This window comes from Brevibacillus migulae (genome assembly GCF_004521915.1).
Lineage (GTDB): Bacteria > Bacillota > Bacilli > Brevibacillales > Brevibacillaceae > Brevibacillus_F > Brevibacillus_F migulae.
Genome location: NZ_SDKD01000004.1, coordinates 224,858 through 244,711 on the forward strand (window position 1 = coordinate 224,858; position 19,854 = coordinate 244,711).

17 protein-coding genes and 1 pseudogene are annotated in these 19,854 nt (G+C 50.0%); 13 read left to right on the forward strand and 5 right to left on the reverse strand.

Features of this window, described 5'->3' with window-relative positions; genetic code table 11:
- Positions 1-107 precede the first annotated feature (107 nt).
- Positions 108-929 (reverse strand): alpha/beta fold hydrolase, encoded by an 822-nt coding sequence (locus tag EIZ37_RS06510; RefSeq protein WP_134683764.1) that lies wholly within the window; start codon positions 927-929, stop codon positions 108-110.
- A gap of 355 nt (positions 930-1,284) precedes the next feature.
- Here EIZ37_RS06510 and EIZ37_RS26525 point away from each other — a divergent pair, with 355 nt between their 5' ends.
- On the forward strand, positions 1,285-2,118 hold the full coding sequence (locus tag EIZ37_RS26525; RefSeq protein ID WP_134683765.1) for a methyl-accepting chemotaxis protein: 834 nt from the start codon (positions 1,285-1,287) through the stop codon (positions 2,116-2,118).
- A gap of 45 nt (positions 2,119-2,163) precedes the next feature.
- Here EIZ37_RS26525 and EIZ37_RS06520 read toward each other — a convergent pair whose 3' ends face one another.
- The 3 genes from EIZ37_RS06520 to EIZ37_RS06530 all read right to left on the reverse strand — a co-directional run bounded on the left by EIZ37_RS06520 (position 2,164) and on the right by EIZ37_RS06530 (position 4,615).
- Positions 2,164-2,586, reverse strand: a complete 423-nt coding sequence (locus tag EIZ37_RS06520) for a MarR family winged helix-turn-helix transcriptional regulator (RefSeq protein WP_134683766.1) — start codon at positions 2,584-2,586, stop codon at positions 2,164-2,166.
- An 83-nt stretch (positions 2,587-2,669) separates the two neighbouring features.
- Positions 2,670-3,377 (reverse strand): purine-nucleoside phosphorylase, encoded by a 708-nt coding sequence (gene deoD / locus EIZ37_RS06525; RefSeq protein WP_134683767.1) that lies wholly within the window; start codon positions 3,375-3,377, stop codon positions 2,670-2,672.
- A gap of 65 nt (positions 3,378-3,442) precedes the next feature.
- Positions 3,443-4,615 (reverse strand): MFS transporter, encoded by a 1,173-nt coding sequence (locus EIZ37_RS06530; protein ID WP_134683768.1) that lies wholly within the window; start codon positions 4,613-4,615, stop codon positions 3,443-3,445.
- Positions 4,616-4,829: 214 nt separating this feature from the next.
- Here EIZ37_RS06530 and EIZ37_RS06535 point away from each other — a divergent pair, with 214 nt between their 5' ends.
- The 9 genes from EIZ37_RS06535 (at position 4,830) to EIZ37_RS06575 (ending at position 15,395) form a co-directional block, all read left to right on the forward strand.
- Positions 4,830-5,774: a sugar-binding transcriptional regulator gene (locus tag EIZ37_RS06535; RefSeq protein ID WP_134683769.1), complete on the forward strand. Its 945-nt coding sequence runs from the start codon at positions 4,830-4,832 to the stop codon at positions 5,772-5,774.
- Positions 5,775-5,967: 193 nt separating this feature from the next.
- On the forward strand, positions 5,968-7,269 hold the full coding sequence (locus EIZ37_RS06540; RefSeq protein WP_134683770.1) for a pyrimidine-nucleoside phosphorylase: 1,302 nt from the start codon (positions 5,968-5,970) through the stop codon (positions 7,267-7,269).
- A 34-nt stretch (positions 7,270-7,303) separates the two neighbouring features.
- Positions 7,304-7,978 (forward strand): deoxyribose-phosphate aldolase, encoded by a 675-nt coding sequence (gene deoC, locus EIZ37_RS06545; protein ID WP_134683771.1) that lies wholly within the window; start codon positions 7,304-7,306, stop codon positions 7,976-7,978.
- Between the two features lie 47 nt (positions 7,979-8,025).
- Positions 8,026-8,478 carry a cytidine deaminase gene (locus EIZ37_RS06550; protein ID WP_134683772.1) on the forward strand — a complete coding sequence of 151 codons (453 nt, stop codon included), beginning with the start codon at positions 8,026-8,028 and terminating at the stop codon, positions 8,476-8,478.
- Between the two features lie 80 nt (positions 8,479-8,558).
- Positions 8,559-9,740: a NupC/NupG family nucleoside CNT transporter gene (locus EIZ37_RS06555; protein WP_134683773.1), complete on the forward strand. Its 1,182-nt coding sequence runs from the start codon at positions 8,559-8,561 to the stop codon at positions 9,738-9,740.
- 106 nt (positions 9,741-9,846) lie between these two features.
- A complete protein-coding gene (locus EIZ37_RS06560; protein WP_134683774.1) occupies positions 9,847-10,497 on the forward strand; it encodes an AmiS/UreI family transporter in 651 nt (216 codons plus the stop codon).
- Between the two features lie 166 nt (positions 10,498-10,663).
- Complete coding sequence (locus EIZ37_RS06565; RefSeq protein WP_134683775.1) at positions 10,664-11,797, forward strand: PrsW family glutamic-type intramembrane protease; 1,134 nt, start codon at positions 10,664-10,666, stop codon at positions 11,795-11,797.
- A gap of 136 nt (positions 11,798-11,933) precedes the next feature.
- Positions 11,934-13,289, forward strand: coding sequence for an MATE family efflux transporter (locus EIZ37_RS06570; protein WP_134683776.1), 1,356 nt, complete (start codon positions 11,934-11,936; stop codon positions 13,287-13,289).
- Positions 13,290-13,397: 108 nt separating this feature from the next.
- Positions 13,398-15,395, forward strand: a complete 1,998-nt coding sequence (locus tag EIZ37_RS06575) for a bifunctional metallophosphatase/5'-nucleotidase (RefSeq protein WP_134683777.1) — start codon at positions 13,398-13,400, stop codon at positions 15,393-15,395.
- A 610-nt stretch (positions 15,396-16,005) separates the two neighbouring features.
- On the opposite strand, the gene EIZ37_RS06580 is transcribed toward EIZ37_RS06575, so the two are convergent.
- Positions 16,006-16,881: an FtsZ/tubulin family protein gene (locus EIZ37_RS06580; RefSeq protein ID WP_134683778.1), complete on the reverse strand. Its 876-nt coding sequence runs from the start codon at positions 16,879-16,881 to the stop codon at positions 16,006-16,008.
- Positions 16,882-17,105: 224 nt separating this feature from the next.
- Between EIZ37_RS06580 and EIZ37_RS06585 the strand changes: the two genes are divergently transcribed.
- From EIZ37_RS06585 to EIZ37_RS06595, 3 genes and pseudogenes are all read left to right on the forward strand, one after another.
- On the forward strand, positions 17,106-17,954 hold the full coding sequence (locus EIZ37_RS06585) for an HAD family hydrolase (RefSeq protein WP_134683779.1): 849 nt from the start codon (positions 17,106-17,108) through the stop codon (positions 17,952-17,954).
- A 24-nt stretch (positions 17,955-17,978) separates the two neighbouring features.
- A complete protein-coding gene (locus EIZ37_RS06590; RefSeq protein WP_134683780.1) occupies positions 17,979-18,965 on the forward strand; it encodes a lipoate--protein ligase in 987 nt (328 codons plus the stop codon).
- A gap of 19 nt (positions 18,966-18,984) precedes the next feature.
- A pseudogene (locus EIZ37_RS06595) lies at positions 18,985-19,837 on the forward strand (MFS transporter).
- Positions 19,838-19,854 lie beyond the last annotated feature (17 nt).

Below are 19,854 nucleotides of genomic sequence, written 5' to 3' on the forward strand. Positions count from 1 at the left end.
GTTATTTTCATAGCTGGAGGTGTCAGCAAAAAGGCAAATATTTGTGCAGGGGGCGGCGCAGGCTCAGCACATAAACAGGTGCAGCCAAGTGATCCACGGACCTTGGCTTATCGGAGTGAACGATGCTCTTCCACCCGATTCAGCCATTCGTTGACCAGCACGTTGAACAGCTGATTTTGTTCAATCTGCAGGTTATGGCCAGCACGATCCAGTACGGCATAGCTGGCACGGCTGTAAGTCTTCATGAGCTTCCACTGATCCTGATAGCCCACGATGTGGTCTTGTCTGCCAGTCAGGATCAATACGGGTTTCTCGTAGATGGCTATCAGCTCCTCCGGAATAAAGCTGAGACCATAGCGCTGCCGAATCCGATCCAAAACCCGTTGATCCGCGATAGAAACACCCGAGAGGATCTCCGCTGCAAAGCGTTCCCAATTGTAACGGTCCTGAACGACATGCATGGTAGTAAACTCCTCGATTTGAGGATGTTGGAGATCGGCGAGGAACGCTTCGTCCTTGACCAGGACGGTAAAGGGCGGAAGGTCACGGCTATCCGGATTCCCAACCGGGCAGATCAGCAGCATGCCTTCGACTTGTTCCGGCCGTCTGGCTAAAAGCCCTCTGGATAGATAGCCGCCGTAGGATTCGCCTGCCACGGCAAATGGCTGTCCAGGCAGGACCTTATCGACAAATTGCTCCACGACGGACAGCATATCATCCGAGCAGTCGAGCCAGTCTTCTCCTTTTGACTGTCCCATCCCCGGCAGATCCAGATAGATGCGCTGCCATCCCTCACGCTCCGCAAAAATTGGTTCCATGCATCCTGTCATCAGGCGAAGATCGCAGCTGAATCCGTGCAGCAACAGCATCGGTGTTCCTGTACCGTAAACCTCAAAATGGACAGTGATTTGATTCAATTTGCATTCCATTGCATGACCTCCCCATCATGTTCCGAAGTGTATACATAGATATCTATGCAAATGATCATAGCTAAATTTTACATAGATGTCTATATGTTTTTGTGGAAACAGCGACTGATTATTATTGACAAATTTTTCTGAAATAAGTACATTTTTAATAGGACATAAGACTCATATGTTATGGAAATAGTTTGGTGTGATGAAAATATACCCTTACTTTGGGCGCTTGGGTGTATGGGAGCAAGTAGCGCAACCGACCAATGATATTGGTCTTTTTTTGTGCAACGAAGGCTCCGTCTAAAAGATTGGTCCAGACAAGTTTTCTGGTTCTGAGACAGCAAACATTTGAAAGCGAGGGCAATCCATGACGAATTCTGCAATTTCACGACCAGCCATTTTAGACGCATTTCTTCAGGTAATTCCCATCATCCATGCGATGCTCCCGGATATGTCGATCGGACTGGCAAACAAAGAAGAATGGCTTGTTTATTTACCTGGCAGAAAAATAAACATCGGTGTAAAGGCAGGGATGAAAATAAATCCGAGTGAACCATTGGCAGAATGTCTACGGAATAAGGTCCAGATTGAGGCGGATGTGACTGAGGAATTTTTCGGTATCGCCTTTAAAGGGTTGGCTGCCCCTATTTTTGAAGGCGACGAGGTGGTAGGCGCCCTCGCAATCCAACTGCAGGAGCATAGCGAGAAGGAGCTGCGCAGAATCAGCGATCAGATCGTCGGCTCGATCACCCAAGCGAACCAAGGGATTACAAGCATCGCATCCAGTGCAGAAGGTTTGGCTCATATCAGTTCAACACTGCTGGAACAGTCTAAGCAAGCAGCGCACGAGATGAAGCAAACCGACGAAGTCATCACATTCATCAAGCGGATTGCTGATCAGACCAATCTGCTCGGACTAAATGCTTCGATTGAGGCAGCTCGGGCGGGGGATATGGGACGGGGCTTTGGCGTCGTTGCCCAAGAAATCCGCAAGCTGTCCAATGAGACGGTGTCATCGACGGAGAAAATCCGCCATACGTTGTTGACCATGCAGCAATCGATCAGTGAGATCGCTGCATCGATTGAAAAGGTCGTTTCCGTCGGGCGAGATCAGGCGGAAGCAACCGAGGAAATCTCGAGTTTCATCAAAGAAATCGAACAAATGAGCAAGGAATTGAATAAATACGCAGCGGATCTGTAGGCTGATCGCCAAAAACGAAAACCACCTCTTGAAAAGAAGGTGGTTTTACAATCTCCGGAAAATGCGCTCAAGCAACGCTTCAAGCTGTTCCTTTTCCGCTTCGTTCAGGTCCCCATAGATACGCTCATTCAGCTGTGTGGAAATCTGCTGAAAGATCGGCTGCAAGCTCCGTCCTTTTTCGGTGAGCCGCACCAGTGTTACTCGGCTATCCTCCTCGCTATGCGTTCTTTCCACATAACCCAGTTTCTCCAGCTTGTTGACCAGAACCGTGATGGTGGGTTGTGTCCGCCGGATTTTTTCAGCCAGGGTCTTCACCGGCAGTCCGTCTTGGTGATAGAGCACGGAAAGGACATCGCCGTGCGAGGAGACGATGTCGGTCACCCCGTTCTTCTCCAGCTCTGTGTTAATCATTTTATTTACGGAATCGCGAATTTTACTGATCATGGAAGCAGCATGGTATCGTAGCATACCCACATCGTAAATAGATATCTATCCAAATGCAAGTCCGGAAACGAAAAAAGAGAGCGCAGAGGCTCTCTTTCAATCCATCATTATTCTTCGATCAACGCATCCAGTGCCATGACAATCATATCGTTAAAGGTCGTTTGCCGCTCTTCCGCAGTGGTCTCTTCCCCGGTAAAGATGTGGTCGCTGACGGTCAGAATGGAGAGGGCGTTGACGCCGTATTTCGCCGCGAGCGTATAGAGCGCGGTGGTTTCCATTTCGACAGCCAGTACACCATGGTCGCCCAGCTTTTTGACCATGTCCATGCTGTCCCGGTAGAACACATCTGCAGACAAGACATTCCCTACGCGAATCTCCAAGCCTTTTTGCTTTCCTGCTTGATAAGCCTTTTGCAGCAGCTCGAAGTTGGCGCATGGGGCGTAATCAAAGCCTGGGAATGCCAAGCGGTTGACGTTGGAATCGGTGGAGGAGGTCATCGCCAAAATGACGTCGCGCACTTTGATGTCCTTTTGGATCGCGCCGCAAGAGCCTACACGCACCAGATTTTTCACGCCATACTCGCGGATCAGTTCATTCACATAGATGGAGATCGACGGAATCCCCATGCCTGTACCTTGCACAGACACGCGTTTTCCTTTGTAGGTGCCGGTAAAGCCGAGCATGCCGCGCACTTCGTTGTAGCAAGAGATGTCTACTAAAAAGTTTTCCGCGATATATTTGGCGCGAAGCGGATCTCCCGGCAGCAGGATGCTTTCGGCGATGTCGCCTTGTTTTGCATTGATATGGACACTCATGATGGCATGGTCATACGAAGACGTTTTGCGTATCTTCCCATGACCACTTCACCTCCCTCAATTGATTATGCGTTGCGGATTGCAATTGCGTTTTTCTTTGCGGAAGTGCGCGTGATGGAGTACCACGCACACAGGAAAGCCAACAGCGTGAATATCCCGCCGACAGAGGCATTTGTCAGCACCGAATATTCGTCGATGACATAGCCGCCGATGGAAGAGCCAAGCGCGATGCCGAGATGCAGCGCGGAGTTGTTCAGGCTCTGCTGGATGTCAGACGTGTCCGGCGCGGATTCGATCAAATACGATTGCTGTGCAGGTGTGACCGCCCAGCTGAGCGCGCTCCAGACCATCATGACCGCGATAAAGAGCGGCAGGGAAAATGTCACCTGCGGCAGGGTAAACAGCACGACAGTAAAGAGTGCCACGATGGCCAGGATGCTCGGTCTCGAGCCCCATTTGTCCGCCGCCCAGCCGCCAACGCCGCCGCCTAACACAGCAGAGATCCCGAAGAGGAAGTAAAATATGCTGATCCAGGCTGCGTCGATATGCAGGGTGCTTTGCAGAAACGGCGTCAGGTACGCGTATAACGTCAAATGCCCGGTCAGGAAGAAGAAAGAGGTCAGCTGTGCCGTCAGGATCTTCGGACTTTTCAAGGCACGAAGCTGCTCCCGCAACGGAATGACGGGCTTGGGCGCTGTTTTTTGCAAAAACGCAAACACTCCGAGCATCGAAAGCACCGTGAGTGCGGAGATCAGCAGAAAAATCATCCGCCAGCCAAAATGGTTGCCGATCACCAGACCAATCGGAATGCCTAATACCAATGATGCGCTAATGCCCATAAAAATGATACCGATGGCTCGCGCGCGGTATTCCTCCTTCACGATGCCGGACGCCATGGTCACGCAGAGGATGACCAACAGCGAGCCACTCGCCGCAGATATGATCCGGGAGACCATGAGCAGCGCAAAGTTGGGGCTGACATAAGCAACCAGATTGCCGATCAAAAACACAAGCAGTGTCCAGAGCGTGAGCTTCTTCCGTTCCGTCTTTGCAGTCAATGTTAATAAAATCGGGGAAGCCAGTGCAAATACAAGGGAAAAGACACTGATGAGCTCTCCGGCTGTACTGATGGAGATCTGCAGGTCACCCGCGACCTGATCCAAAATCCCGCCGATGATCAGCTCCACCATCCCGACGACAAAAGAAACGATGGCCATAATATAAATTCGAAAGTTCATGGATGATGACCTCCTTTCTTTTGGAATATGAATACACAGCTAAAAAGTTACCACCAACATAGTAACCTGATACGTGAATAAAGACAAGCAAAACGTTTAATGGATAAACATATTTTCCAAATGAGTTTTACAAAATTTCATAGTTTCTATGTATGCGGTTTCTTAATTCTGATAAAATAAAGGCACTTACTACTTTTTTTCATAGGAGATCGCTATGGAGCCGGATAAATTGAACAAAGTCATTGAAGCAGCCAAGCTCTATTATCTGCTCGACTATAACCAAAACGATATCGCGAAGATGCTGGGCGTCTCGCGTCCGACGGTTTCCCGCTTGCTGCAAACGGCGAAAAATGAGGGGATTGTGGAGATCAAAATCCGCGATTCCGTAGAAGATAGCCATAAGATCGCGAGCCAGCTTGAACAAAGGTTCAACTTGAAGAAAGCGATTGTCGTCTCCGTCCCGCAGTATGAGGACCACCTCATCAAAAACTACCTGGGGGAAAAGGCAGCCGCCTATTTGCATGAGATCGTCAAGGACGGGGACATCATCGGGGTAACCTGGGGGACGACCCTGTATCATGTAGCGATCGATCTCAAGCAATCATTCGTGAAGGATGTCAAAGTCGTCCAGTTAAAAGGCGGCGTCAGCCATTCCGAGACACATACCTATGCTTCGGAAATTTTGTACCTCTTCGGCAAAGCGTTCAACACGAGTCCGCTCCATCTGCCCCTTCCCGCCATCGTCGATCATGTGGTGGTCAAGCAGGCCATGGAAGCGGACCGCCATATCCGCAAGATCATTGAGACGGGAAAACAGGCCAATATCGCCATGTTCACATGCGGTCCGATCAAGTCAGAGTCTTTACTATTCCAGCTCGGATACTTCACGGATGAGGATCTGCAAATGCTGTATTCCAAGGCAGTCGGCGACATTTGTTCGCGTTTTTTCGATAAGGACGGAAACATTTGCAACGAAAGCCTGAATGAACGAACGTTGGGCATTGATTTGGAAGAGTTCAAAAAGAAAGAGTATTCCATCCTGGTGGCAGGCGGGGCGCAAAAAATCGATGGCATCCACGGGGCGCTCAAAGGGGAATATGCCAATGTGCTGATTACCGACCAATATACGGCACAATTTTTGTTAGACAAGGAGAAATAAGCATAAGCTATAATACCTCTGCCTAAAATGGAAGAGGTATTTTCTTTTCACATTTCTGTCAAAGATCTTTACAAATGTTCAATACTAAATTTACATTTGTTCAAATCGTGTGCTATAGTTAGCTTGTACATGTACACGGACGAAAAATGAAAGCGGTAACGTCGACTGAACAATATATCTGGGAGGCGCTCTTATGCGAATGGTGGATGTCATTGAAAAGAAACGGAACGGCCAGGAATTAAGCAAGGCCGAGATTGACTTTTTGATTGAAGGCTATACGAACAGATCGATTCCGGATTATCAGATGTCAGCTTTTGCGATGGCGGTCTTTTTCCAAGGCATGACCAAGGATGAACGTGTCTACCTGACCGAAGCCATGGTGAAGTCCGGCGATCAGATTGATCTGTCCGCGATCGAGGGGATCAAGGTCGACAAGCACAGTACGGGAGGCGTAGGTGACACCACTACGCTGGTGCTTGCCCCACTCGTGGCGGCGCTGGGTGTGCCGGTAGCCAAGATGTCGGGACGCGGTCTCGGCCATACGGGCGGTACCATCGACAAGCTGGAATCCGTTCCGGGCTTCCATGTGGAGATTACCAATGACGAATTCCTCCGGTTGGTCAACACCAACAAAATCGCGGTGATTGGACAGAGCGCCAACTTGACCCCAGCAGATAAAAAGCTGTATGCCTTGCGTGATGTGACGGCAACAGTGGATTCCATTCCGCTGATCGCCAGCTCCATCATGAGTAAAAAAATTGCAGCGGGTGCGGACGCCATCGTGCTGGACGTGAAAACCGGCAGCGGCGCTTTCATGAAGAGCCTCGAGGATGCCGAAGAGCTGGCAAAAGCCATGGTAGACATCGGCAACGGTGTCGGCCGCAATACCAAGGCGATCATTTCCGATATGAGTCAGCCCTTAGGCTTTGCGATCGGGAACGCGCTGGAAGTGAAAGAAGCAATCGATACTTTGCAAGGGAAAGGTCCAGCAGACTTGCATGAACTCTCCCTGGTGCTGGGCAGTCACATGGTCACGCTGGCAGGCAAAGCGGCCTCGCTCGAGGAAGCGCGTGCGATGCTGGAAGAAGTGATGCGCAACGGAAAAGCGCTGGAAGCTTTCAAAACGTTCCTGGCTTCGCAAGGTGGAGATGCATCTGTCGTAGACGACCCATCCAAGCTGCCAACGGCGAAATATTTGATTGAAGTGCCTGCAAAAGCGGGTGGATACGTCTCCGCGATTACCGCGGAGGAAATCGGAGTTGCCGCAATGATGCTCGGCGCTGGTCGACTCACGAAAGAGTCTCCGATTGATCTGGCGGTAGGGATCGTCCTGCATAAAAAAGTAGGGGATTCTGTCCAAGCAGGAGAAGCGCTCGTCACGATTCACAGCAACAATGAACAAGTCGCGGAAGTCATGGAGAAGGTCTATGGCGCCTATCAGATTGTCAGCGAAAAGGTAACGCCGCCTACGCTCATCTATAAAGAAATTCACTAAAGCGCAGAATGCGACGAAAGGGAGAGTAAAGAATATGACCATCCAATTGGCAAAAATGATTGACCACACCTTGCTCAAGGCAAATGCAACGGAAGCGGAAATCGTCAAATTGGCAGAAGAAGCGAAAACGTATCGTTTTGCCTCCGTTTGCGTGAATCCTACCTGGGTGAAGAAGGCGGCGGAAATTTTGAAGGATACGCCGGATGTGAAAGTTTGCACCGTCATCGGCTTTCCTTTGGGAGCAACCACAAAAGAAGTCAAAGCGTTTGAAACAACCAATGCGATTGAAAACGGGGCTACCGAGGTTGATATGGTAATTAATGTCGGAGCGCTCAAAGATAAGCAATATGAAGTGGTAGAAGCTGACATTAAGGCAGTGGTAACGGCTGCAAAAGGGAAGGCGCTCACCAAGGTGATCTTGGAAACCGCACTCTTGACCAAGGAAGAAATCGAGATCGCATGCCAGCTGTCGGTGAAGGCTGGAGCCGATTTTGTGAAAACATCTACCGGCTTCTCGACTGGCGGTGCGACGGTGGAAGATATCGCGTTGATGAGAAAAACTGTTGGACCAAATGTAGGAGTGAAAGCTTCTGGCGGCGTTCGCAGCCTGGAAGATGCCATGGCGATGGTGGAAGCAGGGGCAAATCGCATTGGCGCGAGCTCCGGAGTTGCCATCATGCAGGGACAATCGTCCTCCTCCTCTTACTAATCGAATAAAAGCTGGTTAGTCGGAATCGGGTTCACACTCCACCGTGGGTGGAACCCGTTCCAAACGCTTTACAAAATCGTGCGAAGACTGGGGAATCAGCCATGAATACTGAGAAATTGGTAGCGCAAGCGATCGAAGCCCGTAAAAAAGCGTATACTCCTTATTCCAACTTCAAAGTAGGGGCAGCCGTCCTTACTGCCAATCAGGAAGTTTTTCTTGGGTGCAACGTCGAAAATGCGTCCTACGGCTTGACCAATTGCGCGGAACGAACAGCGATTTTTAAGGCTGTTTCGGAAGGGGAACAAGAGATTGTGGCCATCGCCATCGTCGGAGATACGCCAGGTCCCGTCTCGCCGTGCGGAGCGTGCCGTCAAGTGATCGCGGAATTTGCGACAGAACAGACGAAAGTGATTTTGGCCAATCTGAAGGGAGACGTACAAGAGACGTCTATTCAGGAATTGCTGCCTGGGTATTTTACAGCCAAAGATATGGAGAAATAAGCGAACAGGATGCCATTGAACCCTATCGTTGAAAGCGGATACAAGGAAAAATGCAGATGAGCATCTGAGTGGAGGACAACATGAACTATCTAATCTCGATCGTCGGACTAGTCGTCGTTATCGCTCTGGCTTTGATCGTGAGTAATGACCGCAAAAAGGTGAAAATCAAACCGATTCTGGTCATGATTGTGGTACAGCTGCTGTTGGCGGGATTGCTGCTCAACACGCATTTCGGATTGATTCTGATCAAAGGAATCGCAGAGGTGTTCAACAAACTGCTGGAATATGCGAATGAAGGGGTAAGCTTCGTCTTTGGCGGTATTGCCAATGAAGGACAAGCTCCGTTTTTCTTGGGCGTCCTCTTGCCAATCGTGTTCATTTCCGTCTTGATCGGGATATTCCAGCATCTCAAGATTCTGCCGTTCCTCATGAAAGGGATCGGGCTGTTGCTCAGCAAGATCAATGGCATGGGGAAATTGGAATCGTACAATGCCGTGGCTTCCGCGATGGTCGGACAGTCGGAAGTATTCATTACCGTGAAAAAACAATTGGGGGCGCTTCCGCCTCATCGTCTCTACACGTTGTGTGCATCGGCCATGTCGACCGTGTCCATGTCGATCGTGGGTGCATACATGACGATGATCGAACCGAAATACGTAGTCACCGCTATTGTGGTCAATCTATTTGGAGGATTCATTATCTCGTCCATCGTCAATCCATATACAGTGGAGGCAAGCGAAGATATTTTGGAAGTGCAAGAGGAGCACAAGCAATCGTTCTTTGAAATGCTCGGGGAATACATCATGGACGGGTTCAAGGTAGCAATCATCGTCGGCGCCATGCTGATCGGTTTTGTCGGGTTGATGGCAGCGATTAACCATACGTTTGCGTTGCTTTTCGGCGTATCGTTCCAGCAATTGATCGGCTATATTTTTGCTCCGGTTGCCATCATTATGGGCGTGCCGTTGGCAGAATCGGTGCAAGCGGGTGGAATTATGGCGACGAAGCTGATTACGAATGAATTCGTCGCGATGATGGATCTGATGAAAGTGGCGCCGACCATGAGCGAGCGCACGCTGGGTATCATCTCCGTCTTCCTGGTTTCCTTCGCCAACTTCTCCTCGATCGGGATCATTGCCGGAGCGGTGAAGGGTCTTAATGAGAAGCAAGGAAACGTAGTTGCACGATTTGGGCTCAAGCTGCTTTACGGGGCCACGCTGGTCAGCGTCTTGTCTGGCGTGATTGTCAGCTTTGTATTGTAATCACAATGAGAAAAAAGAAAAGCATTTCCTCTGCGAGATCAAGGAATTGCTTTTTCTTTTTTTTTCAATAGCCAACAACATGAGGATACAAGGAAGGATCTTAAAAATGAGTTATGTAGGATTATTGCTTTCCGGAGCAGCGCTATTTTTGAACAGTCTGGTGATGGCGGGTAAGGCCGATGGAAAAAGCGCGGGGGTTTTCAATTTGTTTGTCGGCGTCTTGCAGATCGTCATCCCGTTCTACCTGATAACCGTATCGGATCAAAGTCATTGGACGATTTATCAATATGCGGCGACGTTTCTATTTGGCTTAACGTATTTGTACGTGGGGGTCACTTCTTGCAAAGGGCTGGAGGGAAATGGGTTAGGCTGGTTTTCCTTGTGGGTCTCGGTGATCGCACTGGTGTATACACTGGTCTCGGTGGTTCATTTTCATGACATGGTCGGCGCAATGACGTGGCTGATGTGGGCGTTCTTGTGGTTTCTCTTTTTCTTGGCAAATACGCGGAAGCTTGCGATTCATGCCTATGTCGCGAAGGTGGCTTTTGTGCAATCGTGGGTGACCTTGACGATCCCGTCTTTGTTGTATTTCACGGGAGTATGGGGCACAGCGCTTGTCCAGCAGCTGTGGATCTATGTGTCTGCCCTTTCGATTGTATACTTTTTGGTGGAGCTGCTCGTCAGGCAAACGGCCAAGCATAAAGTCGGTCCTGCTAGACAACTAAAAATGAGAATCCCTGGAAGAAAGGATACCTAGACGATACGTTGGGTTCACGGCGTATTATAGGGCGTAATGGAGGGGAAACAGGGCTGTCGATTTATTCGGCAGCCTGTTTTCGTTCAACCCTGAACAGATATTTGATACAATGACTGTGGAATGGAAAAAGAAGGATGCACAAAGATCGAGATGCGGGGGTTGGGTCATGTTATGTCTCCATTGTAATTATAAAAATCCGGCTGACGCCAAGTTCTGTGCGGAATGCGGCAGCACAGTAGGGGTTCCAGATCAGCAAAGCAGCACGGAACACAAGCTGCGAACCGCTTTTTCGGATATTGCCAACAAAATCAATCAAGCGGCGGGAGTGGAGACGCCTGTTGAGTTAAATCTGCGCGAGGTATTTTCCAAGGTCTTTGCCAGACATTCGGAGGAGGAAGCAGAGCGGCTGTTTTTCGTCGGGACTTCCCATACCACGCCGGATATCGACCAAATCGTCGATTCATGGCCAAAGCCGTGGCTTTTTGCGCGGATCTTCGCTCTTGTGGCATTTGCGTATTTTGGCCTTTATATGGGACTCGATTGGTATGAAAATATCAACTTTTTACCCGGACTCATCATGCTTGGCTCTTTTATGGTGCCGTTCACGATTCTGATTTTCTTCTGGGAAATGAATGCGCCGCAAAACATCTCCATTTATAAAATCATCAAGATGCTGTTTGTGGGCGGTGTGCTCTCACTGGTCACGGCTGTTTTTCTATACGACAAAATCGGGAACAGCGGCAACGTCCTGTTCATCGGGATCGTGGAGGAAGTGGCGAAGCTGATCGCGGTGCTCTGGTTCCTGCGCGGGAACAAATACAAATACGTGTTGAACGGTCTGCTGGTCGGCGCTGCCGTAGGAACCGGTTTTGCCGCCTTTGAATCTGCCGGATATGCGTTTCAGATGCTGATGATGGGCGACCTGGAATTGATGTACAGCACCATCTTCTGGCGGGGAGTGTTGGCTCCGGGCGGACATATCGTCTGGGCCGCTTTGTCGGGCGCCGCTCTGTGTATGGCGAAAAGGGAACGGAAATTCACGCTGCTGAGCCTGGGAGACATCCGATTTTTACGGATTTTCGGAATCGTCATCTTGCTGCATATCTTGTGGGATTTACCGTTGCCGTTCATTTCGGAGCTGCCGATCGTGCAATTGCTGTTGACTGTTATTTCCTGGGTAATCGCTTTTGCCGTCATCAATAGCGGGTTGAAAGAAATTTCCCAGCTCAAGCATCAACCCCTTGCGATCGCAGATACCGTACATGACACAAATCAAGGGTATACGTCGCTGGACAGCTAATTGGTTAAACGGTCTTCGTGCAGCATGCAAAGAAGGCCGTTTTTCATTCGTTCCTCATAACGCTTTCCTCAAATGTCTCTCTGTGATAGAGTTCAATAAGTTACGCCGTTTAGGGAGAAAGGATGGTTGAAAGACAATGTATCAAACACATTCATGGAAAGATAAAATACGGCAATTGCTGACCGTCCTGTTGCCGATTCTCGTGACACAGCTGGCGTTGTTTTCGATGACCTTTTTCGATACCATCATGTCCGGAAACGCCAGTCCAACCGACTTGGCAGGGGTGGCGATCGGTTCCAGTCTGTGGGTGCCGATTCAGGCGGGCCTTACCGGGATCTTGCTCGCAGTAACGCCGATTGTGGCCCAAATGATCGGAGCGAATCGTCGTGATGAAGTGCCGTTTACCATCATCCAGGCAATGTATTTTTCCGTGGCGATTGCGATCACTGTATTGCTGGCAGGCGCCTTTGCACTTGATCCGATCTTGAACAGGATGAATGTAGAGCCGGCTGTCCACGATATCGCGAGGGGCTTCCTGCATGCGTTGGCGATCGGGATCATCCCGATGTTTATGTATACGGTATTTCGCTGCTTTATCGATGCGCTCGGCTTGACCAGAATCACCATGTTGATCACGCTGCTTTCGCTGCCGATCAATGTGGCGCTGAACTATCTGCTCATTTTTGGGAAACTGGGCTTTCCTCGCCTCGGCGGGATCGGAGCAGGGTATGCGTCGGCTATTACATACTGGTGTATTTTGTTGATTAGCGTGTATGTCGTACATCGTGTCGAACCATTTACGCAATATGCGATCTTCTCGCGCTTTTACCGAATTTCTTTGCGCGCTTGGAAGGAACTGCTCCGGTTGGGGGTTCCGATTGGATTCACGATCTTTTTTGAGGTGAGCATTTTCGCGGCCGTCACATTGTTAATGAGCAACTTCGATACGGCTACGATTGCTGCCCATCAAGCTGCGATGAACTTCGCCTCGTTTATTTACATGGTGCCGATGAGCATTTCGATGGCCTTGACGATCTTGGTGGGCTTTGAGGTCGGGGCGCAGCGCTATAAAGATGCGAAGCAGTACAGCTATATGGGGATCGGCATCGCGCTTGTGCTTGCGTGTGTTTGCGGGGTAGGCCTGCTCATCTTTACCGAGCAGGTGGCGAGCTTTTATACCAATGATGCACATGTGCTGCAATTGGCGACGCATTTTCTGTTGTACTCCATCTTGTTTTTGCTGTCGGATGCCACCGCAGCGCCGATTCAAGGGATATTGCGCGGTTATAAGGATGTGACGGTGCCCTTTATCGCAGCGCTGGTCTCTTATTGGGTCATTGGACTTCCGCTAGGCTATTACATGGCCAACTATACGGCTTGGGGCGCGACGGGTTACTGGATTGGTCTGATTTCAGGATTGGCTGCAGGGGCCGTGTTTTTGTTTGGGCGGTTGTTGTCCGTCCAGCGGCAAAGGGCAAAAGCGAAGGTCTGATTTACAGAAAAAGGGTTTGTCAAGTAAAGATTGTGTAAATTTTCCTAGTAGGGTAGTCTAGTAAAGTGAGGAAACGACTACCAAGTGAGGAAAAGAGGGGAAGTAGAGATGAAGAAGGGCAACTTTGTCCTGAAAAGCAGCCTGAGCGTAGCGCTGGGACTTAGTCTGTTCAGCAGCGCTGCGCTGGTGCAAGCTGCGCCAGCTACACCAGCCGCACCAGCTCAACCGGCAGCATCGGAAGTGAAAATTACACTCCTGGGAACTTCGGATATTCACGGGCGGGTAATGCCTTGGGATTATGAGATCGATGGTGCCAACACCAGCGGGAGCCTTACGCAATTATTCACCATGGTGAAACAGGTGCGTGCAGAGAACCCGAATACCATTCTGGTGGATGTGGGGGACGTCATCCAAGGGAACTCGGCTGAGCTGTTCAACGACAAGCCGCAGTCACCGATGATGGTGGCCATGAATGCCATGGACTATGATTTGTGGACATACGGCAACCACGAGTTCAATTTCGGTCTGGATACGCTGGAGAAAATCGGCAGCCAATACGAAGGTCCAAGACTCGCAGGAAACGTATACAAAGAAAATGGAGAGCGTTACCTGCCAGCCTATACGATCATCGAAAAAGATGGCGTAAAAATCGGTCTTATTGGGATGACCACACCTTTGATTACGGAATTTGAAAAAGGGACCGACCACTTGAAAGGTCTAGTTGTGAAAGACCCGGTGGAAGAGACCAAAAAAGCGATTCAGGAATTGAAAGGGAAAGTAGACGTCATGGTAGGCGTACTGCATATGGGTCTGGATAACGAAAACAACAAGCCACACACGGGCGTCCGTGATATTGCGAATGCCAATCCTGAACTGGCTGCTATTTTTGCCGGACACATGCACAAGCTGGTGAAAAGTGAAACCGTTAACGGAGTCCTGGTCACTGAACCAGACAAATATGGAACCCATCTTTCCCGCATCGATCTTACGTTTACCAAGCAAGGCGACAAAGTGGAGTTGAAGAGCAAGGAAGCCACTGCGCTGCCAGTCAAACAAGCAGATGGAACCGTAGTCGTTTCTGATGCATCTCTAGAGGAAGCGCTGAAGCCTTTCCACGAAGTGGCTCGCGCAGATGCAAACGTCGTGATTGCTGAGCTGAAGGGTGAAAATCTCGTGCCGAAAAACGAGATCGACGGCATTCCGCAGGTACAAATCCAGGAAACCTACCTCTCCGATTTCTTCAATGAGGTGATGCTCTATTACAGCAAGGCTGACGTTGTTGCTCACCAGATCGACAACGACAAGGCGCGTCTGGATGTAGGTCCGATCAAGAAAAAAGATATCGCGTTCAACTACCAGTATGCGTTGGGTGAAATCACCGTGTACCAGGTAACTGGAAAAGACTTGAAAGATTACATGGAATGGGCGGCAGGCTACTTCAATACCACCCGTCCAGGCGATGTGACGATCAGCTTTGATCCAAAACGCCGCGCATCGAAATACAGCACCAACGACTTCTTCGGCGGAGTGAAATACGAAATTGACCTGACCAAGCCATATGGCAGCCGCATCACGAACCTGCGCCGCCTCGATGACACACCGATCAAGCCGGAAGATGTGCTAAAGCTGGGGATGAACGCGTACCGCATGGATGCGCTGATCGCAAAAGGCGGAGCGTTGGAAGGTCGCAAATTTACTCAATTGTGGTCGTCGAAGGATGAAAGTGCATTTGGCGAATCGGGTGGCACCATCCGCAACCGTGCGATCGCTTACCTGAAAGACGTGAAAAAAGGCGTATATGAGCCAAAAGCATTGAACTATTGGAGCATCACCGGTATCGATACAAACGCACCAGAGCGTGCCGATGTTGTCGAGCTGATCAATGCAGGCATCCTGTCCGTACCGAAGACAGAAGATGGCAAATATACAAACGTTGCTTCCATCAACATCAAGGATGAAGTTACACAAGCAGAAATCGCCGAACTGGCGCAAAAAGCAAACGTGAAAGCGAATCTGTTTGCTGGTGTGAAAACAAAAGGCGAATTCTATCAAAAGCTGAATGCGGCGCGTAAAGCTGCTGCAGCCGCACAACCAGCGGTAAAATAAGCTTCAATAAGAAAAAGCAATCGGATGTCCACTCGGTGTGGCTTCGATTGCTTTTTTTGTCTTTCGGATAGCTGTGGTGGAGGAAAGCATGTTTTGAAACTCCGCTTCATTCTACGCCCCGCTGGGAAGTGGAGACTGTCCGCTCCGCAGCAAATCGCAGGGGTCCGCAAAAGTAGTAGCCGCTACGCAGAATGAGCAGGTTGCGACCCTTTTTCCTGCGATTTGCTGCTCCGCTCGGACGGGCTTCGCAGGCGCTCCGTTTCAAAACATGCTCTCCAGCATGGCTGAAGCATTATTAAAGAGCAAAGGGATTAAAAGATGGAAAAGAAGCTTTCTTCATGCTTTTTCTTTTTTCGTGTGATTTTATGCAACAGCCACGTGAGGAAGGGAAGAGAGGGACGGGTGGAGTCTTTGTCACACCGACCAAGGTGGAGCTTCCAAAAACGGTACACGCTTGTCGCGCAACCTCTACGTTTGAATATGCTTCCTCGAAACTTTTGCGCGACGTACCGTTTTTGGAAGCGGAACCGGACAGTCTTCACTCCCTTGCGGGTGTGGCAAGAACGGAGCCCCGCCCTCACTTCCCTTCCCCCACCACAATGTTCGCCAATCAAGAATCGATATGCTTCAAGAGCGGCGACAGCCACTTCAGCTTTTTGCCCAGCAGCAGCTTCGGACGCCATTTCTTGCGCAAGGAAAACGCAGGAAGCTTGGGGGACTTCACGTCCTCCGAGAGCGGGAACGGATCAGCCAAGCCGTTGACCAACAGGGTGATTTTGATCCGTTGCCCCGGCTCGTCAATGTAGCGGGAGCCGATTTTAAACAGGTCGGCTTTATGAAACAGGTCATTTAGGCGCAAATTGATCTGCCGGAACGACTCCATATCAACATCGCGGGTATAGCCGATCGAGATGATCATTTGCTGGCCATCCGCGAAATCCAGCGGTAAATAAGGGGTGGAAATGAAATGCTTTAACGGCTCGTCGAATGAGTTGCCTTCAAACGAGTGGAGGAAGAAAGGGCCTTTTTTCGCGGTCAGGAAGGTCTGGATATCGCGGACATCGATATTCATTTCTCCGGGTATGCAGATCATTTCCTCCAACGTATCAACCACGGCTTCTTCCAGCAAATAAAAGATTTCGTTGGCATCCTTGACGGTCGTTCCCGGTTCCAGCATGTCCATCATGCCATCCCCATAAAAATAGGTGATGGAATCACAGAGCTGCTTCATCAGGCTGTATTGGTGGATGGCGATTTGCAGCCGTTTTTTCCCTTCATAACGGAAAGGGAATCGAAACATGCCGAGCAAGAGCCCTTTTTTTCGTTTCAATGCATGCAGCTGGGCAACCATTTCTTCCGTTTCACTCGCATTGCCGCCAATAAACCGGAATAAATGAATGAGGGTAGCCGCTTGGTCAGATTGGACAGACGAAGTTGCTTCAGAGAGACGATGATTTATTTGAAAGACTTTCGCAGATTTCTCCATAATCATGCTCACCGCTTCGCTTTTTTTCTCATTATAAGAAATCTAGGCTGAAAAGATTGTCAGAGGGTGAAGGTAGAATGTGACTAGTATTGTAGGATTGCTGCGAATGGTGGCGGAACCCCTGCCCGTCGTGATGAAAAAGTGACAAATAGACTGGTTTGTAGAATCGCATTGCGTCATACTGGAAAATAGATAGAGAATGCTTGAATAGGAGATGGAAGGACATGACCTACAAAGCAATCGTCCTCGATATGGACGGCACGATGCTGAACGAGCAAAATCGAGTCAGTGACAATCTGAACCAGCTGCTGAAAGAACTGCGTCGGCGTGGCACGTATGTCTTTATTGCCACGGGCAGGACTCCTCGGGAAATCAAGGATGTAGCCCCGGCAGATCTTGAAGTCGACGGGTATGTGACTTCGAATGGCATGGCGGTCTATCTTGGAGAGGAGCTGCTGGTGCAGCATGCCCTTTCACCGAGTCTCGTCCATGAGTTGGTGGAGGAAGCGCGGAAACGTGAGATCTACTACGAAGTGCATCCGAATACAGGGGCGCGTGTCTCTCTGGAGGCTGATCGCGGCTATTTTGACAAACAGATCACTGATCCGAAGCCGGAAACGGTGGAGATCAACGAGTGGCTGTCCCGGAAAAATGCGATGAACGAGCAAATCGAATGGCAGTCTGCGCTCGATGCGGGAAGCGTCGCGAAAATCTACTTTTTCAGTCGCGATCTCGAAACGATCCAACAATTTCGCAGCGATCTGGAGGTCCGCAAGCAGGAAACCGCATTTGCGACATTTTCCTCGACGGAGCATAATGTCGAAATCATGGTGGCGAATGTCTCGAAGGCTACCGGGATCAAGCTGCTGCTGGATCGCTTTTCGATCACCAATCATGAGATTGTAGCCGTCGGCGATAGCGAAAATGATCTGCCGATGTTCCAATACGCCGGCCATGCTGTCGCGATGAAAAATGCGGCTGAGCACGTCAAGAAGCACGCGGATGAAGTGACTCCCCACTCCTATCGGGAGGATGGCTTATACCATTATTTGAAGAATTTGTTCTTGGTCTAGTGGAACCTATGGAGGGATAAAAGGATGCGCTTTATCGACAACCAAAACATTACCGATCCCCGCATTAACCTGGCAATCGAGGAATATGCCTTAAAATATCTGCCTGCGGAAGAGGACTATCTGCTCTTTTACATCAATGAGCCTTCAATTATTATTGGCAAAAACCAAAATACGGTGGAAGAGATCAATACGGAATATGTGCAGGCCAACGGGATTCATGTGGTCCGTCGCTTGTCCGGCGGCGGAGCGGTGTATCACGACTTGGGCAACTTGAATTTCAGCTTTATCACCAAGGATGACGGAAACTCCTTTCACAATTATCGCAAGTTTACCGAACCGGTGATTCAAGCGCTTCATCAGTTGGGGGTAGAAGCGGAGTTGACAGGACGCAATGACATTCAGGTGGGCGAACGCAAAATTTCGGGGAATGCTCAGTTCTCGACACGAGGTCGCATGTTCACGCACGGCACGCTGCTGTTCAATTCGCAGATGGAGAATGTATCGCAGGCCCTGAACGTCAATCCGGAGAAATTCAAGTCCAAAGGGGTCAAATCCGTCCGGAGCCGCGTAGCCAATATCTCAGAGTTTTTGCGGGAACCGATGAGCATCGAGGAATTCCGCCAGCATCTGTTAGAATCGATTTTCGCTGGCTCGCAGGTCGAGCGATATGAGCTGGCTGATGCCGATTGGGAGCAGATTCACCAGATATCCCGTGAACGCTACCAAAACTGGGACTGGAACTACGGCAAGTCTCCGGCATTCAATGTGAAGCGTGTGCAGCGGTTAGGAGCAGGAACCTTTGATGTGCGCCTTTTCGTGGAAGGCGGCATGATTCGATCGGCGGCCATCTATGGCGATTATTTCGGCCGAGGAGAAAGCACCGAGATTACGGATAAGCTGGCTGGCCTGCGCTACGACCGGGAAACATTGTCCCAGGTGTGGGAGCAGCATGATCTGCCATTTTATTTCGGGCCGATTACCAAAGAAGAATGGCTGGAATTAGTGCTGTAAGAGAGAAAGGAAATGTTGCATGAGTAATATGAGTACGGTATATGCTGCACCCGCCAAAAAATCCCGCCGCTTGTGGATGGCGTTGATTCTTGGTTCTTTATCCGCGTTTGGGCCATTATCGCTTGATATGTATTTGCCTGCTTTGCCGAATCTAGCAGGAGATCTGGAGACCAGCACTTCCCTGGCCCAGCTCAGCTTGACCGCCTGCCTGCTGGGTCTTTCGCTTGGACAGCTGCTTGCCGAGCGAGCGGCGTTCCCAAGGCGGAATCCGCAATACCTTATCCACCTTCCGCAGATTGGTAGGCGATCGTATTTTTATGGGCTATGCGATCTGTCAGGGGCTTGTGACGGCTGCCATGTTTGCGTATATTTCCGGTTCTCCGTTTGTGCTGCAGGAGATCTATGGCGTTTCCCCGCAAATGTTCAGCCTGATCTTTGCTTGCAACGGGTTGGGAATCATCGTAGCTGGGCAGGTGACTGGCAGGCTGGTAGGGAAGCTTGGTGAGACCAGATTACTGGTGGGTGGTTTGCTTTATGCAGCGGTCGGGGGGATCACCCTGTTTGCGATGATTATGATTGGAGCGGGGCTCTATGGCGTGCTGATTCCGTTGTTCGTAGTGGTATCGAGCGTAGGGATTGTCTCTGCTACAGGCTTTTCCCTGGCGATGCAAAATCAAGGAAATGCGGCGGGTAGCGCTTCCGCTTTGCTGGGCGTGCTTTCCTTTGTTTTTGGAGGGATTGTTGCTCCGCTGGTAGGGATGGGGGGCAGTCAAACAGCCGTCCCGATGGGGATTATCATCGCTGCGTCGGATGTAGGTGCCATTCTCTGCTATCTCTTGTTGGTAAAACGTACGCAAACGGGAAAAGCATAAACAAAGCCGCTGCTCGT

Coding starts and splice junctions, on each gene's coding strand:
- EIZ37_RS06520 (WP_134683766.1), bottom strand. CDS start 2,586: ATGCTACGATACCATGCTGCTTCCATGATCAGTAAAATTCGCGATTCC.
- EIZ37_RS06560 (WP_134683774.1), top strand. CDS start 9,847: ATGAGTTATGTAGGATTATTGCTTTCCGGAGCAGCGCTATTTTTGAAC.
- EIZ37_RS06555 (WP_134683773.1), top strand. CDS start 8,559: ATGAACTATCTAATCTCGATCGTCGGACTAGTCGTCGTTATCGCTCTG.
- EIZ37_RS26525 (WP_134683765.1), top strand. CDS start 1,285: ATGACGAATTCTGCAATTTCACGACCAGCCATTTTAGACGCATTTCTT.
- deoC (WP_134683771.1), top strand. CDS start 7,304: ATGACCATCCAATTGGCAAAAATGATTGACCACACCTTGCTCAAGGCA.
- EIZ37_RS06565 (WP_134683775.1), top strand. CDS start 10,664: ATGTTATGTCTCCATTGTAATTATAAAAATCCGGCTGACGCCAAGTTC.
- EIZ37_RS06530 (WP_134683768.1), bottom strand. CDS start 4,615: ATGAACTTTCGAATTTATATTATGGCCATCGTTTCTTTTGTCGTCGGG.
- EIZ37_RS06575 (WP_134683777.1), top strand. CDS start 13,398: ATGAAGAAGGGCAACTTTGTCCTGAAAAGCAGCCTGAGCGTAGCGCTG.
- EIZ37_RS06535 (WP_134683769.1), top strand. CDS start 4,830: ATGGAGCCGGATAAATTGAACAAAGTCATTGAAGCAGCCAAGCTCTAT.
- EIZ37_RS06510 (WP_134683764.1), bottom strand. CDS start 929: ATGGAATGCAAATTGAATCAAATCACTGTCCATTTTGAGGTTTACGGT.
- EIZ37_RS06580 (WP_134683778.1), bottom strand. CDS start 16,881: ATGGAGAAATCTGCGAAAGTCTTTCAAATAAATCATCGTCTCTCTGAA.
- EIZ37_RS06585 (WP_134683779.1), top strand. CDS start 17,106: ATGACCTACAAAGCAATCGTCCTCGATATGGACGGCACGATGCTGAAC.
- EIZ37_RS06590 (WP_134683780.1), top strand. CDS start 17,979: ATGCGCTTTATCGACAACCAAAACATTACCGATCCCCGCATTAACCTG.
- EIZ37_RS06570 (WP_134683776.1), top strand. CDS start 11,934: ATGTATCAAACACATTCATGGAAAGATAAAATACGGCAATTGCTGACC.
- EIZ37_RS06540 (WP_134683770.1), top strand. CDS start 5,968: ATGCGAATGGTGGATGTCATTGAAAAGAAACGGAACGGCCAGGAATTA.
- deoD (WP_134683767.1), bottom strand. CDS start 3,377: ATGAGTGTCCATATCAATGCAAAACAAGGCGACATCGCCGAAAGCATC.